The 17,780-nt window shown below is 51.2% G+C and carries 17 protein-coding genes; 6 read left to right on the forward strand and 11 right to left on the reverse strand.

Annotation, left to right across the window (positions count from 1 at the left end; all coding sequences use genetic code 11):
• Positions 1-6: 6 nt before the first annotated feature.
• On the reverse strand, positions 7-1,119 hold the full coding sequence (locus NYE70_RS07895; protein WP_341045597.1) for a Gfo/Idh/MocA family protein: 1,113 nt from the start codon (positions 1,117-1,119) through the stop codon (positions 7-9).
• Between the two features lie 145 nt (positions 1,120-1,264).
• Between NYE70_RS07895 and NYE70_RS07900 the strand changes: the two genes are divergently transcribed.
• Positions 1,265-2,089 (forward strand): AraC family transcriptional regulator, encoded by an 825-nt coding sequence (locus NYE70_RS07900; RefSeq protein WP_373316772.1) that lies wholly within the window; start codon positions 1,265-1,267, stop codon positions 2,087-2,089.
• Between the two features lie 97 nt (positions 2,090-2,186).
• On the opposite strand, the gene NYE70_RS07905 is transcribed toward NYE70_RS07900, so the two are convergent.
• Positions 2,187-2,894, reverse strand: a complete 708-nt coding sequence (locus tag NYE70_RS07905; protein WP_211019643.1) for a TerC family protein — start codon at positions 2,892-2,894, stop codon at positions 2,187-2,189.
• Between the two features lie 377 nt (positions 2,895-3,271).
• Here NYE70_RS07905 and NYE70_RS07910 point away from each other — a divergent pair, with 377 nt between their 5' ends.
• Positions 3,272-3,976, forward strand: a complete 705-nt coding sequence (locus NYE70_RS07910; protein WP_341045598.1) for a TVP38/TMEM64 family protein — start codon at positions 3,272-3,274, stop codon at positions 3,974-3,976.
• Entirely contained in the window at positions 3,973-4,941 is a 969-nt protein-coding gene (gene msrB, locus NYE70_RS07915; protein ID WP_341045599.1) for a peptide-methionine (R)-S-oxide reductase MsrB, read from the forward strand. The genes NYE70_RS07910 and msrB overlap by 4 nt, the downstream gene beginning before the upstream one ends.
• 104 nt (positions 4,942-5,045) lie before the next feature.
• Here the strand turns inward: msrB and NYE70_RS07920 are convergent, their stop codons facing one another.
• Complete coding sequence (locus NYE70_RS07920; RefSeq protein WP_341045600.1) at positions 5,046-5,627, reverse strand: CGNR zinc finger domain-containing protein; 582 nt, start codon at positions 5,625-5,627, stop codon at positions 5,046-5,048.
• A gap of 138 nt (positions 5,628-5,765) precedes the next feature.
• Here NYE70_RS07920 and NYE70_RS07925 point away from each other — a divergent pair, with 138 nt between their 5' ends.
• Entirely contained in the window at positions 5,766-6,260 is a 495-nt protein-coding gene (locus NYE70_RS07925) for a DinB family protein (RefSeq protein WP_341045601.1), read from the forward strand.
• A gap of 73 nt (positions 6,261-6,333) precedes the next feature.
• Positions 6,334-6,516 (forward strand): hypothetical protein, encoded by a 183-nt coding sequence (locus NYE70_RS07930; protein WP_211019648.1) that lies wholly within the window; start codon positions 6,334-6,336, stop codon positions 6,514-6,516.
• Between the two features lie 29 nt (positions 6,517-6,545).
• Here the strand turns inward: NYE70_RS07930 and NYE70_RS07935 are convergent, their stop codons facing one another.
• Entirely contained in the window at positions 6,546-7,202 is a 657-nt protein-coding gene (locus NYE70_RS07935) for a YitT family protein (protein WP_213653961.1), read from the reverse strand.
• A 446-nt stretch (positions 7,203-7,648) separates the two neighbouring features.
• Between NYE70_RS07935 and hmpA the strand changes: the two genes are divergently transcribed.
• Positions 7,649-8,851 (forward strand): NO-inducible flavohemoprotein, encoded by a 1,203-nt coding sequence (gene hmpA / locus NYE70_RS07940; protein ID WP_341045603.1) that lies wholly within the window; start codon positions 7,649-7,651, stop codon positions 8,849-8,851.
• A gap of 70 nt (positions 8,852-8,921) precedes the next feature.
• Here hmpA and NYE70_RS07945 read toward each other — a convergent pair whose 3' ends face one another.
• The 7 genes from NYE70_RS07945 to NYE70_RS07975 all read right to left on the reverse strand — a co-directional run bounded on the left by NYE70_RS07945 (position 8,922) and on the right by NYE70_RS07975 (position 17,755).
• The gene (locus NYE70_RS07945) at positions 8,922-9,422 is read right to left on the reverse strand and encodes a Crp/Fnr family transcriptional regulator (RefSeq protein ID WP_213653959.1); all 501 of its coding nucleotides are present in this window, start codon (positions 9,420-9,422) and stop codon (positions 8,922-8,924) included.
• 133 nt (positions 9,423-9,555) lie between these two features.
• On the reverse strand, positions 9,556-10,473 hold the full coding sequence (locus tag NYE70_RS07950; RefSeq protein ID WP_211019652.1) for an SGNH/GDSL hydrolase family protein: 918 nt from the start codon (positions 10,471-10,473) through the stop codon (positions 9,556-9,558).
• Between the two features lie 31 nt (positions 10,474-10,504).
• Positions 10,505-11,869, reverse strand: coding sequence for a nucleotide sugar dehydrogenase (locus NYE70_RS07955; protein ID WP_341045605.1), 1,365 nt, complete (start codon positions 11,867-11,869; stop codon positions 10,505-10,507).
• Positions 11,870-11,950: 81 nt separating this feature from the next.
• A complete protein-coding gene (locus NYE70_RS07960; protein ID WP_244861398.1) occupies positions 11,951-12,760 on the reverse strand; it encodes a response regulator transcription factor in 810 nt (269 codons plus the stop codon).
• Positions 12,761-12,855: 95 nt separating this feature from the next.
• Entirely contained in the window at positions 12,856-14,232 is a 1,377-nt protein-coding gene (locus NYE70_RS07965) for a glycosyltransferase family 2 protein (RefSeq protein ID WP_213654065.1), read from the reverse strand.
• A gap of 43 nt (positions 14,233-14,275) precedes the next feature.
• The gene (locus NYE70_RS07970) at positions 14,276-15,364 is read right to left on the reverse strand and encodes a HEAT repeat domain-containing protein (RefSeq protein ID WP_341045606.1); all 1,089 of its coding nucleotides are present in this window, start codon (positions 15,362-15,364) and stop codon (positions 14,276-14,278) included.
• Positions 15,365-15,535: 171 nt separating this feature from the next.
• A complete protein-coding gene (locus NYE70_RS07975) occupies positions 15,536-17,755 on the reverse strand; it encodes a hypothetical protein (RefSeq protein WP_213653956.1) in 2,220 nt (739 codons plus the stop codon).
• Between the last annotated feature and the right edge of the window lie 25 nt (positions 17,756-17,780).

Genomic DNA, 17,780 nt, shown 5'->3' on the forward strand with positions numbered 1-17,780 from the left:
TTTTGACTATTTCATTTCAATAGCTCTGGCCTCTACCAAACGACCATCCTTATCAACCTGCAGCCGGCCCGCACTGCCCAGTTCAACATGTCGGCCCTCTCTGGAGGACTGCTCAAAGGCATGCATCGCTTCCAGCACATGATAGGCTACTATGCCGCTCGCCTGGTGCTCTACGCCTTCGAAGATGGCCCTCGCCATATCTTCAAGCCCTCTGCCCCGTTCATTCGGTCCGGACTCGAATACGGGCGCCAGTACTTCCCACTCCTGCGATCCATGACGGCGGACTTTGACTTCACCGTTAAAATAGTTCGGATCCGGAAGAGATAACGTTCCTTTGGTACCGTAAATTTCGATCCAGGGCAACGTGCTTCCGCCCGGAATGTCAAAGCTCATCACCATCGTGCCGACGGCTCCCCCGACAAAATCGAGTGTTCCGCTGTAGTGCGTTGCCGTCCGTACCGGAATGCTTTGTCCGGCCCGTGGACCCGATTGGATCACCCGCTCCGGAAGCGGGCTTCCCGCACTGCCGCTGATCCGGCTGATCGGTCCAAGCAGCTGCACAAGGGCCGTCAAGTAATACGGACCCATATCAAACATCGGCCCTCCGCCTTCCGCATAAAAGAAGTCGGGGTTAGGATGCCAATCCTCCGGGCCTGCTCCCATCATAAAAGCGGTTGCAGCTACCGGCTTGCCGATCCATCCGTCTTGGATAGCCCGGTGGCTCGTCTCAATGCCCGCTCCCAGAAACGTATCCGGGGCACAGCCGACACGCAGATGTTTTGACGCCGCCAAATCTAGGGTCGCTCTCGCATCCGCCAGCGAAACAGACAATGGCTTTTCCACATATACATGCTTGCCACTGTTCAGCGCACTCAGGTTTACCGATGCGTGAGAAGACGGAATCGTCAGGTTCAAAATAAGATCGATATCCTGCCGCTCCAAAAGTTCTTCCACAGTGCATACGTTTGCAATCCCGTATTCTTCTGCCCGCTCCTTCGCTTTCTCCGGCAATAAATCCGCCAGGGCGTGAACTTGGATCACGTCACTCTGCGAAAGATAAGTTAAATAGGCAGGGCTGATATTGCCGCAGCCAATAATTCCTAATTTCATTTTTGTCATTCTCATCACTCCTCCCGAAGCGATACGGATGTCAGTCGACTCTTCTACATGGTATTTCAATTTGCATCTTTGTAAAATGAATAATATGATTGAAACATGAACAATCTGGTCATTATTTTTTGAGAAGCACAGGAGAATGCCCCTTATGGATCATCTAAACCTGCAAATATTGCTAGCCGGTTATTCGGTGCACAGAAAGCCGTTCCATAGCATCCAGCCTGACGGATTAGATAGCCACCTGATTCGTTTCCAGACTGCAGGCCGTTGCCGGACCCGGATCGACGGACGTCTGGAATTGGTCGAGCCCGGGGACTTGCTGCTCGTTGAACCCGGAGAGCCTTACGAACTGCGGATCGAAGCCGAGAACAGCCCGCTTGGCGAAACCGTAGTCAACAGCGGGGATTATCATATCTTTTTGTCGGGAGATTGGGTGGATAACTGGTGGAAGAAGCATACCCGGCCCAAAAAAATCAGACTCCCGCTTTCCGAGGGGATACTGGGAGCTTTCCGGCAAATTATGCTGGAGCAGCAGCGGATCTCCAATCCATCTCCGGAAATTGCGGAATACTATTTGAAGATCTTGTGCATGGATATCGACCGCAACTTGCTGCAACAGCCGCTGCCGACCTTCCCAACCTATCTTGCCCATCAGATCAAAAGTTATATCGAGGAAAACGCCGCTTCCCCCTTTAAGCTGGAGGACGCCGCCGCCCATGTCGGGATCAGCGTGTCTCGCGCGGTTCATCTGTTCAAAGAAGCGTTTGATACGAGTATTATTCAATACACGCTGGAAGTCCGATTAAACATGGCCCGCGAGCGGATTATATTCAGTCCACTGACATTGGAGCATGTTGCCGAGAGCTCGGGATTTCCAAGCTACAATTATTTTCACAAAGTGTTCCGTAAAAGATACGGGATGTCCCCGAAGCAATTTCGGCTTGCCGCCAGGGGTTCAGGCGCAGCTAATTAAGCTATTTGTTCGTGCACTTCTATACATTAAAAAAACGCCACCGTACCCTCCAGCTTGGAGGTTGGGTGGCGTTTTCCTATGATTTAGGGTCTGCCGGTTAGGTCGGCTGATTCCCGTGCTTCAAGGTTTGCTCAATCTGGCGTCGGCGTTCCTTCTTTTTCTTGACCATGGTGCCAAGAGCTACGACTCCGATAATAGCGATGACTTCAAAACCATATTTGACCAATCCGTTTGCAAACCAGTCGTGAATGAGCGGTTCCTCGACCAGCATTTTTGCAGCCGTCCAGGCTAGCACCGCAGCCCCGATCGTAATAACTACCGGGAAGCGTTCCGTAAGCTTCAGGATCATAGTGCTGCCCCAAACCATAATCGGGACGGAAACGGCCAGTCCGATCACGACGAGCAGGAAATCTCCATGTGCGGCACCTGCCACGGCCAATACGTTATCCAGCCCCATCATCGTATCCGCAATAATGATAGTACGGATAGCCGCCCACATTTGGTTGCCTGCATTTATCTCATGATTTTTCTCGTCAATAAGCAGCTTGTAGGCGATCCATAGCAGCGCCAGTCCCCCGACGAGACGAAGTCCCGGAATGTTAAGCAATTCCAGTACAAGCAACGTCATGATAACACGTACGATGATAGCCCCGACGGTCCCCCATATAATTACTTTTTTCTGATCCGCCTTTTGTACGTTTCTTGCCGCAAGCCCGATCACGATAGCATTGTCTCCGGCAAGAACGAGGTCGATCAGAATGATGGATAGCAAAGCCATCCAAAATTCCGGGCTCATAAAATCCATGTTCTCTCCCCTTTCTGTTCTCTACATTTCTGTATACTCTGGTTTTCGGCATAAAAAAATACGCCGCGCTCATATTGGGCGCGACGCATTATCGCATCAAAAAAGACCTTTACCCAATACTCGCCGGGCAAAGGTCTCGCTAACAACGAAAGGTTGCCAATAAAGCCGGGGCGATGAACCCGTAATGACGACTTTATTGTATCTAGCTACTCCCCTTTGGGAACCATGCATGTTTTATTGAAGTTAGTATAGCATGAACAGAGCGATAACGCTAGATTTTTCATAGTTATTTCAGAGAAACCAGCCACTGTCTCATCAATTCCGCTCATTTCTCTTTTCAGATTTGATATGATATTAGGAGAGAAAAAGGAGGCACCATGAAAAAGTGGACAACTCTGGCGGTGTATGCCGCAGCTTTTGTATTAGCTTACACATATAAAGATGCGCTGATCGCTTGGGTTACCGGGAACCCTCCTTTGTGGATCCTGATCGTGCTTTCCACTGTGCTGGCCGTGTTCCCCATCATGCCCTACCGCCTGGTTATTGCTGCGGCAGGCTATATGTTGGGCGCCTTAGGCGGCGGCCTCGTGACTTTAATCGGTTCCACCCTGGCAGGCGCTCTGCTTTATTGGGGATCGGCCTACGGGTTCCGGGACGCGGCCCAAGCCTGGACTGCCCGGATCAAGCCGCTGAAGGCGATAAGCAAGGCCATCGATTCTCGGCCGTTTGAAGCGATCGTCATTTGCAGACTGATTCCCGTGCTTCCCCAGACCCCGGTCAATATTTATGCGGGGGCTTACGGTATCCCCTTTTTCACCTACCTCTCGGCCTCCGTGTTCGGGAAGCTGCCCAGCGTTTTCTTGTACGCTTTCTTGGGAGCGTCGCTATTCAGCAGGCCCTGGATCGCATTAGGTTCGGCATGCGTGTACATGCTGTTTCTTCTGCTGGTATTGTGGGTTTATAGAAAAAGAAGAAGAGGAAATCATATCGCAAGTTTTGGCTTTCTGGCAAAAAGCGATATAATGGAAGCCGAAGTAACGGGAGACATTTCATCTCCCAACGAAACGGAGGGATCGTCATGAATTCATCACAGGCTGCTGGCCTGGAACTCGCTACCTTTGCCGGAGGCTGTTTCTGGTGCATGGTGTCGCCTTTTGAAGAACTCCCGGGGATCCATGGGATTATCTCGGGGTATACCGGAGGACATATCGAAAATCCGACTTACGAGCAAGTCTGTACCGATGAGACCGGTCATTATGAGGCCGTGCAAATTACGTTCGACCCAGCCGTATTTCCGTACAGGAAACTGCTGGAAATGTTCTGGCAGCAAATCGATCCGACCGATGAGGGAGGACAATTTCATGACCGGGGCTCGTCCTACCGGACAGCTATTTTTTATCATAATGAACAGCAGCGGTTAGAAGCGGAACAGTCCAAGAAAGAGCTTGCGGAGAGCGGCCGGTTCGACAAACCGATCGTTACGCAGATTCTTCCCGCGTCCCCTTTCTATGCGGCTGAGGAGTATCACCAGGGATATCATAAAAAGAACCCGCTCCATTATAAACGTTATCGCAAAGGCTCCGGACGCGAGGACTTTATTGAGCGGCACTGGTCCGGCCCGGCCAATCCGGAGGAACTCAAAACCAAGCTGACGCCGATCCAATATGAAGTCACTCAGAACAGTGCCACCGAGCGCCCGTTTACCGGCGAATACTGGGACCATACCGGTGAAGGAATCTATGTGGATATCGTATCGGGAGAGCCGCTCTTCAGCTCGCGCGATAAATTCGATGCAGGCTGCGGCTGGCCGAGCTTCACTCGCCCCTTGCGCGATTACAGCATCAAGGAGAAGACCGATACCAGCCATTTCATGATACGCACGGAGGTCCGCAGCCGGGAAGGCAATTCTCATTTGGGCCACGTGTTCGATGACGGACCTCAGCCTACCGGTCTCCGCTACTGCATTAACTCTGCTGCTCTTCGCTTCGTACCGAAGGAGGATCTGGAGAAGGAAGGCTACGGGGAGTATAAACATTTGTTCCAATAAGTTTCCATTGTGAAGCTATCGTTAAACATAAAAATGCGCTCCTGCCGTCATGATCCGAGGCAAGGGCGCATTTTTCTTTATTTTAGGGATGGGATTCGGCGGGCTCACTTGTCCTCTTCGGAGTCTTGCGTCCTGCCTTGTTCCTGCTTCTTTTTTGCTCGAAAACGGCGTACCTTCATCAAATTACCGCACGTTTTATCATCGCAATATTTTTTGGTCCGGTTACGGGTATCATCATAGAAAACCCATCTGCAATCGGGATTTTCGCAAATCCGAATCCTTCCCCCTTCCCCTTCGATAAGACTCCGTAAAAAACTGGCGGCCACTTCCGCCATCACTTGATGCCAGTCCTCCCGAACCGGAGTCAGGCCAATCCCAAGTTCTCCGCCTTCCAACTTCGCTTTCCGCTTCACGGGACCCAAATCCAGCACGCGGTTAAGCTCATCCACATCCTCTGCGGGTAGTGTGGCGCCGGCGGCGCAACGCACCGACATGTCATGCAAGCGACTCCGAAACTGCCGCATAACACCGACCGTTTCATCATCCGCAGGCACCTGCGCTTTTAATTGCCATTGATTTAAATAGTAGGTTTGCCATTTTTCCTGACCCAGCCGATCTTCGGAGTATCCGCTCCCCTTCCAGTCATGCCACTCGCTATTCAGAAAATCGCTCCACAGCGTCTCCACGTCCACTACCTCCAAAACGCATGTAACTATCTATACAATAAATAAGTGGTTACATTCCGATGTTTGATGTGCTACAATCTCATTGTAACCTCTAAAAGCAATTTTAACCAGTTACCATCTTCCAAAGGAGATGAAACAATGAGCATCAATTCCGTAGATTTGCTGTCCATTCAAAAAGACAATACCTGGGATCGCGAAGAATGGATTGTTCCTCTTTCCGTAGCCCTTCAAAGCGTTACCGCCGAACAAGCCGAATGGACTCCTCCCGGCGGAGGCAATTCAATCCGTGAAACGGTGAACCATATCAATTACTATAACAAGCGGATCCTCAACCGGCTTAAAAATCTCCCCTCCGTTCCGGGAGTTCAGACTAACGAAAAGACGTTCTCCAATCTGGAGCATCCTGCGGGCGCCGAGGGCTGGATTGCGACTTTGGCCGAAACGGAACGAACCGCATACGAGCTTCGCCAGGCCATTTCCGGACTGAAGGATAGCGATTTGCAGGCTCCTTACTCGGACAAATCCGGCGAGGTAAAGCTCGGCGAGGAATTGTCCCGCTGGCTGCTGCATGACGCCTATCATGCCGGCCAGATTGTGCTGATCCGCAGACAGCAAGGTTCATGGCGGTCCTAGACATAGACAATAGTTTCTTTGCTTCGTATCGGGGTAATGACAAGATATAATCACCGGTAAGGAGGAGTTCGTCATGCCCTGGAAAAAAAATGATTACCCGCCGTCCATGAAGAACCTGGACCCCCGGGTGAGGAACAAAGCGGTCGAAATTGCCAATGCCCTGCTCGAAGAGGGCTATGAGGAAGGCCGGGCGATCGCCATCGGTACGGCCAAGGCGGAGGAATGGGATAAGAACCATCCTCAAGACGATCGGTAACATACAAAAAAACAGCTTGAGCCTGCGGCTCAAGCTGTTTTCTTCTTCATCCCGTAAGGGATTTGACGTGGTGCAATTTCTCTCCGTCCGTAATGGACGGTCCAGGTAATCATTTTTCCGGCAATCAACACTGCCATAATGGTAAACATCGTTTCTTTAAACGGTAAGTATAGCAATGAGACCATCAGCACTACCGCATCCATCATGATAAACACGGTTCCGATCTTAATCCCGGACCATTGACTTATCATCATCGATAAAGTATCATCTCCGCCCGTTGCTCCGCCCGTCCGGATGACGAGGCCTGCGCCCAGTCCTGTCAGGAGGCCTGACAATAGCGCCGCCAGCGGCAAATTTGCGCTTAAGTTCACCGTCAAAGGCGAGAACCGTTCACACAATTCATAAAATGCCGAGAACGCCATCGAAGCAATCAGCGTATTCACAATAAACTTCCGGCCTTTCAAGAATATGGCCAAAATAAAAATCGGAACATCCAATGCGATCATCGAAAGCGCTGGCGGTAAATCGAACAAATATTTGCCCAGGAGCGCTAGCCCCACGAACCCGCCTTCCGACAATCCGTTCTGAAAATTGATGTGGTAGTACGTAAAAGCCAATAAAAATGAACCGAACAACATCGTCAATAATTGTCTGCCGTCAACTTGCCATCCTGTCTTCTTCCTCATTCGGAATCCCTCTTATCGTAGTTTGGTTGACCTTACGGCCATTCCCTACGCAAAAGAAGGTCCTGGAGGGCTTCATCCTTCGCATTGTAGCACGCTTCTTTCGTAGGGTTGTTGGCCATAAACCGACGCTCCACGAAAAAAGCTAAGTGTAAGAGAGATCACAACGTTTCCAAATCGTCCTTTGGGGATTCGTCCTTCGGGGACACATGGTATCCTGATCCTTTCTATTTTTGTCTATTCATATTATACCACAGAAGCAATGATGACTAAACAGCTTATGTCTGCAAATAATAAATTATCGACGTTTATGTGATTTTCTTCATTGCATAATGAACATAGTTCACATTTCGGAAAATTTCCGTGTGATTAAGGTCACTATTGCGTGGGACTTCCCAACTCTATACTGGTTACGTACTCGATAATTTTTGAAGAAAGAAGGGTTACACGTGCTGGATGCAAAAACGATTGAAGTGATTAAGTCCACCGTTCCCGTGCTTGAAGTGCATGGACAAACCATTACCAAACAATTCTATCAAATGATGTTTAAAAATCACCCCGAACTGCTGAATGTTTTTAACCACGCTAACCAACGTCAAGGCAAACAGCCAGCTGCACTGGCCAATGCGGTATACGCTGCCGCAGCTCATATCGACCGGTTGGAGGAAATCCTTCCTGTTGTAAAAAACATTGCACAAAAACACCGCGCGCTTGGCATTTTACCGGAGCATTATCCGATTGTCGGCGAAAACCTGCTGGCTGCAATTAAAACCGTGCTTGGAGATGCCGCAACGGACGAGATTATCGATGCCTGGGCTCAGGCCTACGGCGTCATTGCGGACGTATTTATCAGCGTAGAGGCTGAAATGTATCAGGAAGCCGAGCAACAAAAAGGTGGCTGGCGCGGTTTCCGCCGTTTCGTAGTTGAGCGCAAGGTCAAGGAAAGCGACGTAATTACGTCCTTTTACCTGAAACCGGAAGACGGCGGCGAAATTGCATCTTACCTGCCAGGCCAATACATTACTGTCCGAGTCAAACCCGAAGGTCAGGAATTCACTCATCTTCGCCATTACAGTTTGTCTACATCCGCTGGCCATCCTTATTACCGGATCTCCGTGAAACGGGAGGACGCCATTGGTGACAATCCGGCAGGCGTCGTATCCACTTATCTGCATGAACAGATTCAAGAAGGCGATACCGTGGAGATCAGCGCACCGGCCGGCGATTTCACGCTGGATCAATCGAAGCAAATTCCGGTCGTACTGCTGAGCGGCGGCGTCGGGCTTACTCCGATGGTCAGCATGCTCGAAACGCTTGTCGAAGGCGACTCCAACCGCGATGTTGTCTATATCCATGCTGCACGCTGCGGAAGCCACCATGCCATGAAGGAACATATCGACCAGCTTACGCGTGAGCATGCCGACAGACTCCGCTCTTACCATGTGTACGAATCTCCGGGTGACGGCGAAAGCTGCGACAAGACCGGCTTCATCGATCTCCCATGGCTCAAGACGGTCGCCGATCCGGAAGCGGACTTCTATTTCTGCGGTCCCGTACCGTTTATGCGGGCCGTCAATCAGGCCCTCAAAGAATGGGGCGTACCGCAAGAACGTATTCATTTTGAATTTTTCGGCCCTGCCGACAGCCTGTAATAACAAGGACTAACTAAAGAACCCCCAAGGCTAACCGCAAATGAAATGCGGAATTCCTTGGGGGTTCTGCTCATGAATGATGCCGTAGCAGGCGATTAACGGTCTCCCGCCGGACGCCGATCAGCTGGCCGATTTCTTCCTGGGTCAGGTATTCTGTTAAAGGCACGCCGTGCGCATGCTGGCCCAACCATTTGGACAACAGTTCCAATCGTTCTCCCGGAGTGCCTACCGTTAAATGATCCAGCCGTTCCTGCATGAAACGCACCTTCTCTTGCAGCAGTCTCGCTACCTCAAGCGGCTTCTTCGGGTCTTCCTGCAATTCCCGGTACCATTCCTGTGCGGGAATTGTCTCCACTTCGCTGCGCACCAATGCGATCGCTGTCCCGTGCGTTTCTTTTGGCGAGATTAAGGAATGGTGAGGAACCATTTCGCCGGGATACAAAATATTAAATAATACCATATTTCCGTTCTCATGCAGCCGGGTCACTTTAAACAAGCCGCTCTTGATGTGATACAGGAACACGCCTTCGTCTCCCTGACGGAACAAAACTTCTCCCTTGTGCAATATCATTCTATCGCTCCATTCCCCATGTACACTACACTGTTATCTATCATTATAGCAAAAATTTCTCGATTCTATAAATTCTTATGTGACAACGCCAAAACCCCCGGGTTATCTACCCGGGGGGTTTTGGTATCTATTTTCACTTTTTTAGCGATTGCTCCCATTTGGCAAGCTTATCACGCCAGGGTTCATAGCTATGGATCGCAATGCCGGCAAAGGAGGAGTGTCCTTTAACCATCCTTACCAGCTTATTGATTTCCCCGGTTAGAAAGGTAAAGGATTTCCCATGAAAAGACACTCCAGGCCCTTCCTTGCTCTTACCGAGCTCCACGCCGACCCACACCGGTTTTTTTTGCCGGTCCCCTTCCTCCAGGGTAGCCTTGGCAGCCGTATAAATTCTATCCGCTTCATCACGGTAGGCCATAATGGCGACATAATCAAATTCTTCGACCATCCATCGATTCAGCGGCTTTTTCTTCTCCGCCCCGGGATAATCAATGTCGTTCAGCCAGAAAGGAACGGCCGCGCCGATTTCCAAGTCCATTTCTTTGGCGCTTTGGGTCCAGCTCCGGGCATTCTCCACCCACTCTTTGACGATGGCCGTTTGACGCTTCTGCCAATCATCCAGCAGGTAGGGCTCCACATCGAACTGAACCCCGGTAAACCTTTCTTCCTGCTGAGACGCCGCATTGTACTCTTTTACCCATTCGAGAAAAGCATCCGCCTCCCGGCGTTGTTCGCGCAGCGCCCATTCCGGCTTCCCGTCCAAGGCGTGCACCTCCAACCCGGCGGAGGAAGCCTCCCGGATAAAGTTCCGGTAGCTCTCCTCCTTAACATTTCCGCCAATTTGCAAAAAAATGATCTTCACTTTCTGCTTTTTGGCAAAAGCGATGATATCTTCACTATGCTGCTGAATCAGCTTCGTGTTCCAAAGCCAGGTCGCCTTGGCTTCGGAAGCGGAAGGTCGGATAACGAGAAGCAGAAAGAACAATACGATTCCCCCGCCCAGGATGAAGAGCTGTTTCTTGCGCCCAGCCTCAAGATTCCGGATCTTCATTGTCCGCCTCCCTTTAATTTAGCCGCTTGTTTTAACCTACGATCAGCGCCTCGTCCTGCTGCAGCACATGCTGCACCGAGTGACCGATCTTGTAAATATGCGGCAAGCGGAAGTCGCGGAACGCATTGCGCGTATCGACGATCGGCACGCCTAGATGAGCGATTGCCCCGTAATCAAGGCTACTATGATTGGTTACGAGTACGATGCAGTCATACGACTTGAATTTCTCCAGATCGTACTGCACGCCATAAACGGTTACGCCGTTCTTATCGCGGAAGCTTGACGCGTGAGGATCATAGTATTCCACCGCCGCACCGCTATCTTTGTAAAGCTCATACACTTCCAGTGCCGGCGATTCGCGAAGGTCAGCGATATCCGGTTTATAGGCCATGCCCAAAATAAGAATGTTCGATTTCTTAATGGACTTCGCATACTCATTCAAAATTTTGGACGTTTTGTTCACTACATAATAAGGCATATTGTCGTTCGTCGATTGCGCCAACTCGATGAATTGACTGTAGAAGCGGAAGCCTTTTGCTTTCCAGGACAGATACATCGGATCCAGCGGTATGCAATGGCCGCCGATTCCCGGCCCCGGATAAAACGGCATGAATCCGAACGGTTTCGTCTTCGCCGCGTCGATGACCTCCCAAATATCGATGCCCATCCGGTCGCACATCATCGCCATTTCATTGATAAAGGCGATATTGACACTGCGGAACGTATTCTCCAGCAATTTGGACATTTCCGCCACTTTTGGCGAGCTGACCGGCACGACCGTTTCGACATATTTGCTGTACAGCGCATTGCCGAGTGCCAGGCAGGCTTCGGTCGTTCCCCCGATTACTTTTGGCGTATTGAATGTATTGAATTTTGTATTTGAAGGGTCTACCCGTTCAGGAGAGAAGCAGAGGAAGAAGTCTTCCCCGACAACATGGCCGAGGGCCTCGAGCTCCCGCTGGATCAACTCCTCCGTCGTCCCCGGGTATGTCGTGCTTTCCAGGGTGATCAACACCCCTTTTTTCATATAGCGCTTAATTTGATCTACAACCGTCACAATGTAGGAAGTATCCGGATCCTGATTCTCGCTGAGCGGGGTCGGAACACAGATGCTGATGGCATCGATTTCCCGCAGGGAAGCATAATCCGCAGTCGGTTTGAAGCGGCCGGTACCCATCACCTCGACCAGAGTTTCAGGGGAGATATCATGAATATAGGATTCTCCGCGATAAATCTTGTCAATTTTGGAGGCATCCAGATCGATGCCGACGACCTTGAAACCCTTCTTCACCATTTCTACGGCCAGGGGAAGGCCGACATACCCAAGGCCTACCACTCCCAGTACCGCGTTTTTCGATTCGATGGCTTCTAGTAAAGTCCGATATTGTTTATTCACTGCTCCAACCTCCGTTTTATCTGTATAGGTCCTTTGCTTGTTCAGAATCACTGTTTGAACGGCTTGATTTTGTTAGATCGTTTAATGAATGCAGCGACGAATCCGGGCATCCAGCTCAACCGGCGAGAAAGGCTTCGTAATATAATCGTCAACCCCGTTTTGGAAGCACATGCTGATAGTCTGCTCCACCCGTTGCTCCGTCAGAACGACGATTTTAGGAACCTGGGCGACATCCAGCTGCTGAATATGATGAATATAAGGAAGGCCGTCAATCCCGTACAAATTCAGTTCGGTCAGCACCAGGTCCGGCTTCCACGACTCCATTAAATCCAAAGCGGAGAGTCCGTTATCCGCCACGGCGGTCTCGTAACCCTGCATTTGCAGGCGAATTTCCAAAAATTCGCGGACTGTGGCATCTCCCTCGACGATCAGAATTCGGCTCCGTGAAGCACGCACTTCTTCTCTCGTGAAAATATGGATTTCTCCGGAAGCATGATCCTTGACGGAATCCTCCATTTGGATCAGCACCTGCTGCGTAAGCTCTCCCTGCTCAGGGAAGCTCGCAAGCGTCATCCGCGGATCAAAATCCGCGATGATTTCCTGCAGGCGCTGTTTCAGCAGCAGCCCTTGAAAATGCACGGCATCCAACGTTTGGCCCGGCAGCAAGATAAACAGGCTTCCCGGCTCCTCACCGTTCCAAATTTTATAAGTCAAACCAGGTTGGGATTCCAGGATGCCACGCACCTGCGTTTCCATATAAGATGGACCGCCCGCGCAAGAAATGAACAGGATCCCGCTCACTTCCTGTGCGGTTTCTTTCACGCTTTGCTCAATTTCCAGATATATGCTGGTTTGCTCTTGCCGACTTTGCAATGTCGTATTTGGCATCATTCATCCCGCCTTCCTAAAATTTGTATTGATTAGCCATGGATTTGGCTGCGTTCCCTTGCTATCAACTCCCTTCCAGTCGGTAACCGGAACGTGGGTTAAGCCGATTTCGCCGTGTCGCTTTTCTCTTGCCAGCTTTGTCGGGTCATCGTCCCCCAGGAGTTGTTGTTGCGCAAATATTGAATATGGCCTTGAATCCGCCATAGCCCGCCAAGCTGGGCATATCCGAAGAACTTGATCGCAGAGTAGAACATCATGCGCACCAGGTCGGATAGTTTTTTAAACCTCTTGAATGCAAGCTCTTCCAGCAGCAGTGCCCCGATGCTGAGCAAATAACCGCTGAGGAAATTGACCAGCCAAAACACCGCGAGTACCCGCCAATGCGTCATATCGAGCATCGTATATCCGATCAGAGCCAATAGCCCTGTTATTTTAAAGTAAGGGTTGAGCGCCTCAAAAATAATGTTGTAAGGCATCGTCAACAAGCCCATCACTTTATACTTCGGATTGAAGGCCATGTCATAGTTCTCGATCATGTTCTTCAGATTTCCCCGTCCCCAGCGTTTGCGCTGATTGGACAGGATCCGGTACGTATCCGGAGCTTGGGTCCAGCATACCGCTTCCGGACAGAAGGCGATCCGGTATTTCAGCTTGTTCTCCAGCATGTAGCGGTGGAGCTTGATAATGATGTTCATATCCTCTCCAGGGTATCCGCCCCGGTAACCACCGACCGCAATAACGTAGTCTTTACGGAACAATCCGAAAGCGCCGGATACGATAATGAGCCCGTTGATGTGACTCCAGCCGATCCGTCCGCCGAGGAACGCCTTCAGGTACTCGACGGCCTGGAACATCGGCCACATTTTGCGAGGCAGCGATATTTCCTTAACCGCCCCGTTCTCGATAACACAGCCGTTGGCGATACGGACGTCGCCGCCGATCGCGACGGTTTCTTCCGGATTCTCCATATACATGCGGGCCATCCGGATCAACGCGTCCTTCTCAAGCAAGGAGTCCGCATCGATGGAAGAAATCAACGGATAATGCGACAAATTGATTCCGGCGTTCAGCGAATCCGCTTTACCGCCGTTCGGTTTATCTATTACATACAGATGCGGATACTGAGGATTATAATAAACCGAATTAATCGTCTGGCAGTCGATCGAGTTTCTCATTTCCGGATTCGGCAGCGGCTCCAGTCCGAACTCCCTCCGGAGTACGCCGAGCGTATCGTCGCTTGAGCCGTCGTTGATCACGATCACCTCATATGTCGGATAGTTCAGCGTCAGCAAGCATTTTACATTCTCAATGACCGTCACTTCTTCGTTATAGGCCGGAACCAGAAGCGAAATCGACGGGACGAGCTCCGAACCGGACAGGGTATTGAATTTTGAGTAAGCCGCCCGGCGGAAAATCGTCATAATGTTTCGGAAAGAGAATGCCATGATTGAAAAATAAACCACATTTACGGTCATCACATAGTACGTCGCGAACAGCCCGTAAATGAGCAAGATATCCCTAAGCAGTGTAATCCCCTCCGACTGCTGCAACCTGTCGAACCGGTTTGGATTCGGAAACCCCGAAATACCGTTCATACAGCAGCTTTTTTTTGTTGTAGGCTACCATTTGGTCGAGCTTCTGATGTTCGCCTTCTTCAAGCATAGCTTTCTCCACTTGGTGCAGGGCGGCTTCCCGCTCGATCCCCGACCCGTTCTTGGCGATCTGGCACAGTACTTCAAACCCCGTCTCACCCAGCTTCGCCAAACTCTCGGCGCTATTGCTCCGCACCCGCCAGTTGGAATCCTGCAGGGCGGTACGCAGCAGCGGAATGCTGCCGGCTGCGTGCGTGTTGCCGAGCGACTTGGCTACCGCGGCCCGGACTTCCCAATCACTGTCGGCCATGAGCTCGCGAATCGTATCGTCCTTCAGCACCGGATTGGAGCTCAAGTAGAGCTTAACCGCTTCGGCCCGCACATCCTTCTCTCCCGTGCCGACCAGCCGGTCGAGCGCCGGGACGACCTCGGGAACGGCCTGCCCCCACATGGCGACAAGCGCTACCTTGACCAGATCCGGGTTCTCGTCTTCCAGCAGCTTCAGAAGCAGCCGGCTTGAATCCAGCCCCGTCTCCATAAGAATGTCGGCAGCCATATTATGAATCGGCTTGCCGTGCCGGAGCAGATGATGCAGCATTTCCTTGAGTTGATCTCCCCGTTCCGCGCTTTTAGCGATGGCGCGGGCGATCACAATCGTCAGCGGGCTGTAGCGCTGCTTCTCCAGCATAAGCAGCATTCTCGGGACGGCTTCCGCCGCCCGCATGCCGCCGAGGCGGTACGCCGCCGAAATCCGGCGACCATAGAACAAGCTGTCCAGCAATTTGATGTCTTCGCTCACGAAGCCTGCGTCTTGACACAGCTTCACCAGCTTGTCGCGAATCTCTCCCTTAAACTGCTCGATCCATTCGATCAGCTTGTTCTGGATCACCCTCCGCTCCAGCTTCGTCAGCTTGCCGGGCGGCAGGGGCAAATCGGAAGCCCCGTTGAGATGTGTTTGGATAAACTTGAAATAGTCCTGATGCTTCTGAAGATAAAGCTCTTGCTTCTTCTCCATGCGGTTTGATCTGATTCTGAACCAGAACAATGACAGCATGCCTATCCCAATCAATCCTAGGCAAAAGTAAACGAAATAGATTGCCAAGGTAAGATGCGAGTCCATAAAGAATACTTCCTCCTTCCTGATACATGCGCAAAAGCAATTTGCATACCTACAAATTCGTTACCGCTATCTGTGATCCGGCAGACTTTCATAGTATGCCTTCAAGGCATAGTAGCCCGATTTCAGATGCTCGGTATACTTGACGGTCTCCCAAGGGGACCAGGTGTATTTCGGCTGGGTACTCAGATCCAGCGTTCCGCTTTCACCGGGCCATGACGCTTCGCCGCTGGCGCGGTCCACCATCCAAGGCACAAAAGTGATGCCCGATGTTTTTTCCGTGGTAAATGTGCGGTCCTTTTTCAGCGGTCCGTAGCTGATGACCTGCAGCGAGCTCGGATCGGCAAAGCCAAGCAGCATCCATGGAATGCGCAGCTCTACTTCATTGCCGCTGTATTGCCATGAAGTCAGCGAGTTGAACTGCTCGCTTTCGCGGTCCGATGTGCCCCTTACCAGCTTCCCGACCGTCATATCCTTAAACGGTTGGGCAAACCGGGTATCCGGCGGCGTCATCGTCAAGCTGACGGCCAATTTCCACGGTTGAAAATCAACTTTTTGCTCCTCCGTCTGATCGTCTAGCATCCAGTAGCCATACTGTCCGTACAAACGGCGGTGAAAATCGTACGTAGGCGCCACTTTGACCTGAGTTTCTTCATCGCTGCCAATTACGACCATATTTTCAAGGCCGTCGCTCAGGCTTTTCCCGGGAAGCTCGGTCTTCGGCTGATCCCCGCCGGACAATATATCCGTTCCGAGATAAATTTCTTTCGCGGCCGGATCGAACGGCTCATCCAGCGTCAACCCCACATATACGTAGGCTTCATCATGCGTCACGCGCAGCTGCTTCATGCCAGGCGAAGGATTGTCCCATACCTGCACTTCTCCTTCGGTGAGCGAGTTCCAGTCCTCCAGATTACCGTCAATCGTAATCAGGTCCTCCTTGCCCGCACCCATGGAGAGAATGCCGAACAACTTCTCGTTCGTCAGCACATTCAGCCAGTACGAGCGGCGGTCTTCCGGAATCTCGAAGCGCATCGTATTCCACGTCTTCTTGAACCATTCGTCCTGCCACATGAACAGAATCGCACCCGCATATCCCTCTTCGTAAATATCCTTCGTAAGGGATACGTCGATTTCGCCCTGCTCCTGCTCGCTGTGTCCGCCCTGATTACGGCCTCCACGACCCAGATGCGATACGCCGAGCGAAGAAGGAACTCCGTATTCCGTAACCATAATCGGAATATCTTTGTAATATGCCTTCAAATTTTTCAAATAGGCTTTGTACGTGTTGTAATCGTCGGCCCCGTCCGGAATCGTTTCCAGCGTTTCATCCAGATGGAAGAAATCCGGATAGTACGGGTATACGTGGTAGGCGGCGAAATAACCCGCTTCCCAATCTACCGGTTCGATATGGGTGGCATCCACGCTGGCCATGTCTTCCTCAAACAACGGCTCGCCCGGATGTTCCAGTACGTCGGTCGTCACCCAGTTCGTAAACGTAATCGGATGCTCCCAACCGTAGGAACGTTCCAACTCCGCCGTCTGGTCAACCAGCTCCGCCAGCCAGCTTTCGAACGGACTGGCTTCAGCGACAGCCGCAAAGTGCTTGCCTTGATACGGTTCCGTCCCCGCATGCACTTTGTTCGTGTTATCGACCATTTCGGGATCCCATTCCGTGCCGATATGCCAGCCCATGAGATAAGGGCCCGCATTGGCGGTATATTTTCCTCCCGATTCTCCCGGCGTCGCTTCGATCTTCAGATCGCCGTATACCGCTTTGACCGCTTTTTCAATTTCCTTGTGGAATTTCTGTTTAATCCCCGGGTTGTATGCGTCCTTGAGCTCGATCAACTGCTCCTCGGGGGACCAGATTCCCTGAATGAAATACAGCGGGTCCTTTTCTTTGTCCCGATTGTATTTAACCAGCGACTTATAGAATACAGGATTATGCACCGTGTAGATCCGAATGACATTGGCTCCCATTTCGTCGATCTGTTTAAACCAGCGCAAGTAATCGTCTTCGGTTATCGGGAATTCTCCCGGAAAATGTCCAGGAACCGTGGCACCCAGATTTACGCCTTTTACAAAAAGCTCATTCCAGGTTCCGTCGCCCTCGTACTCCATGAATTTGTCGCCCGAGGTCCGGAATTTCATCTCTGCGCCATCGGAAGTGGCGAAACTGACGTGGGCAGGAGGTAAAATCAAGGTTGCCAGAAAAATCCCGCCGGCGATCAATACGGCGCCCAGCCCTATCCAGATGGCTAGCTTTTTTCGCGCTAATGTAGTCATCGGTCTTTAATTTTTCACCTCGCTA

The organism is Paenibacillus sp. FSL R5-0407 (assembly GCF_038009185.1).
Classification (GTDB): Bacteria; Bacillota; Bacilli; order Paenibacillales; family Paenibacillaceae; genus Fontibacillus; species Fontibacillus vini.

Excerpts from the sequence above, each read along its gene's own strand:
- msrB (WP_341045599.1), top strand. The coding sequence starts at position 3,973 with ATGAATTCATCACAGGCTGCTGGCCTGGAACTCGCTACCTTTGCCGGA.
- NYE70_RS07950 (WP_211019652.1), bottom strand. The coding sequence starts at position 10,473 with ATGAAGATCCGGAATCTTGAGGCTGGGCGCAAGAAACAGCTCTTCATC.
- NYE70_RS07900 (WP_373316772.1), top strand. The coding sequence starts at position 1,265 with ATGGATCATCTAAACCTGCAAATATTGCTAGCCGGTTATTCGGTGCAC.
- NYE70_RS07945 (WP_213653959.1), bottom strand. The coding sequence starts at position 9,422 with ATGATATTGCACAAGGGAGAAGTTTTGTTCCGTCAGGGAGACGAAGGC.
- NYE70_RS07895 (WP_341045597.1), bottom strand. The coding sequence starts at position 1,119 with ATGACAAAAATGAAATTAGGAATTATTGGCTGCGGCAATATCAGCCCT.
- NYE70_RS07905 (WP_211019643.1), bottom strand. The coding sequence starts at position 2,894 with ATGGATTTTATGAGCCCGGAATTTTGGATGGCTTTGCTATCCATCATT.
- NYE70_RS07975 (WP_213653956.1), bottom strand. The coding sequence starts at position 17,755 with ATGACTACATTAGCGCGAAAAAAGCTAGCCATCTGGATAGGGCTGGGC.
- NYE70_RS07965 (WP_213654065.1), bottom strand. The coding sequence starts at position 14,232 with ATGACCGTAAATGTGGTTTATTTTTCAATCATGGCATTCTCTTTCCGA.
- NYE70_RS07930 (WP_211019648.1), top strand. The coding sequence starts at position 6,334 with ATGCCCTGGAAAAAAAATGATTACCCGCCGTCCATGAAGAACCTGGAC.
- NYE70_RS07960 (WP_244861398.1), bottom strand. The coding sequence starts at position 12,760 with ATGATGCCAAATACGACATTGCAAAGTCGGCAAGAGCAAACCAGCATA.
- NYE70_RS07910 (WP_341045598.1), top strand. The coding sequence starts at position 3,272 with ATGAAAAAGTGGACAACTCTGGCGGTGTATGCCGCAGCTTTTGTATTA.
- NYE70_RS07925 (WP_341045601.1), top strand. The coding sequence starts at position 5,766 with ATGAGCATCAATTCCGTAGATTTGCTGTCCATTCAAAAAGACAATACC.
- NYE70_RS07970 (WP_341045606.1), bottom strand. The coding sequence starts at position 15,364 with ATGGAGAAGAAGCAAGAGCTTTATCTTCAGAAGCATCAGGACTATTTC.
- NYE70_RS07935 (WP_213653961.1), bottom strand. The coding sequence starts at position 7,202 with ATGAGGAAGAAGACAGGATGGCAAGTTGACGGCAGACAATTATTGACG.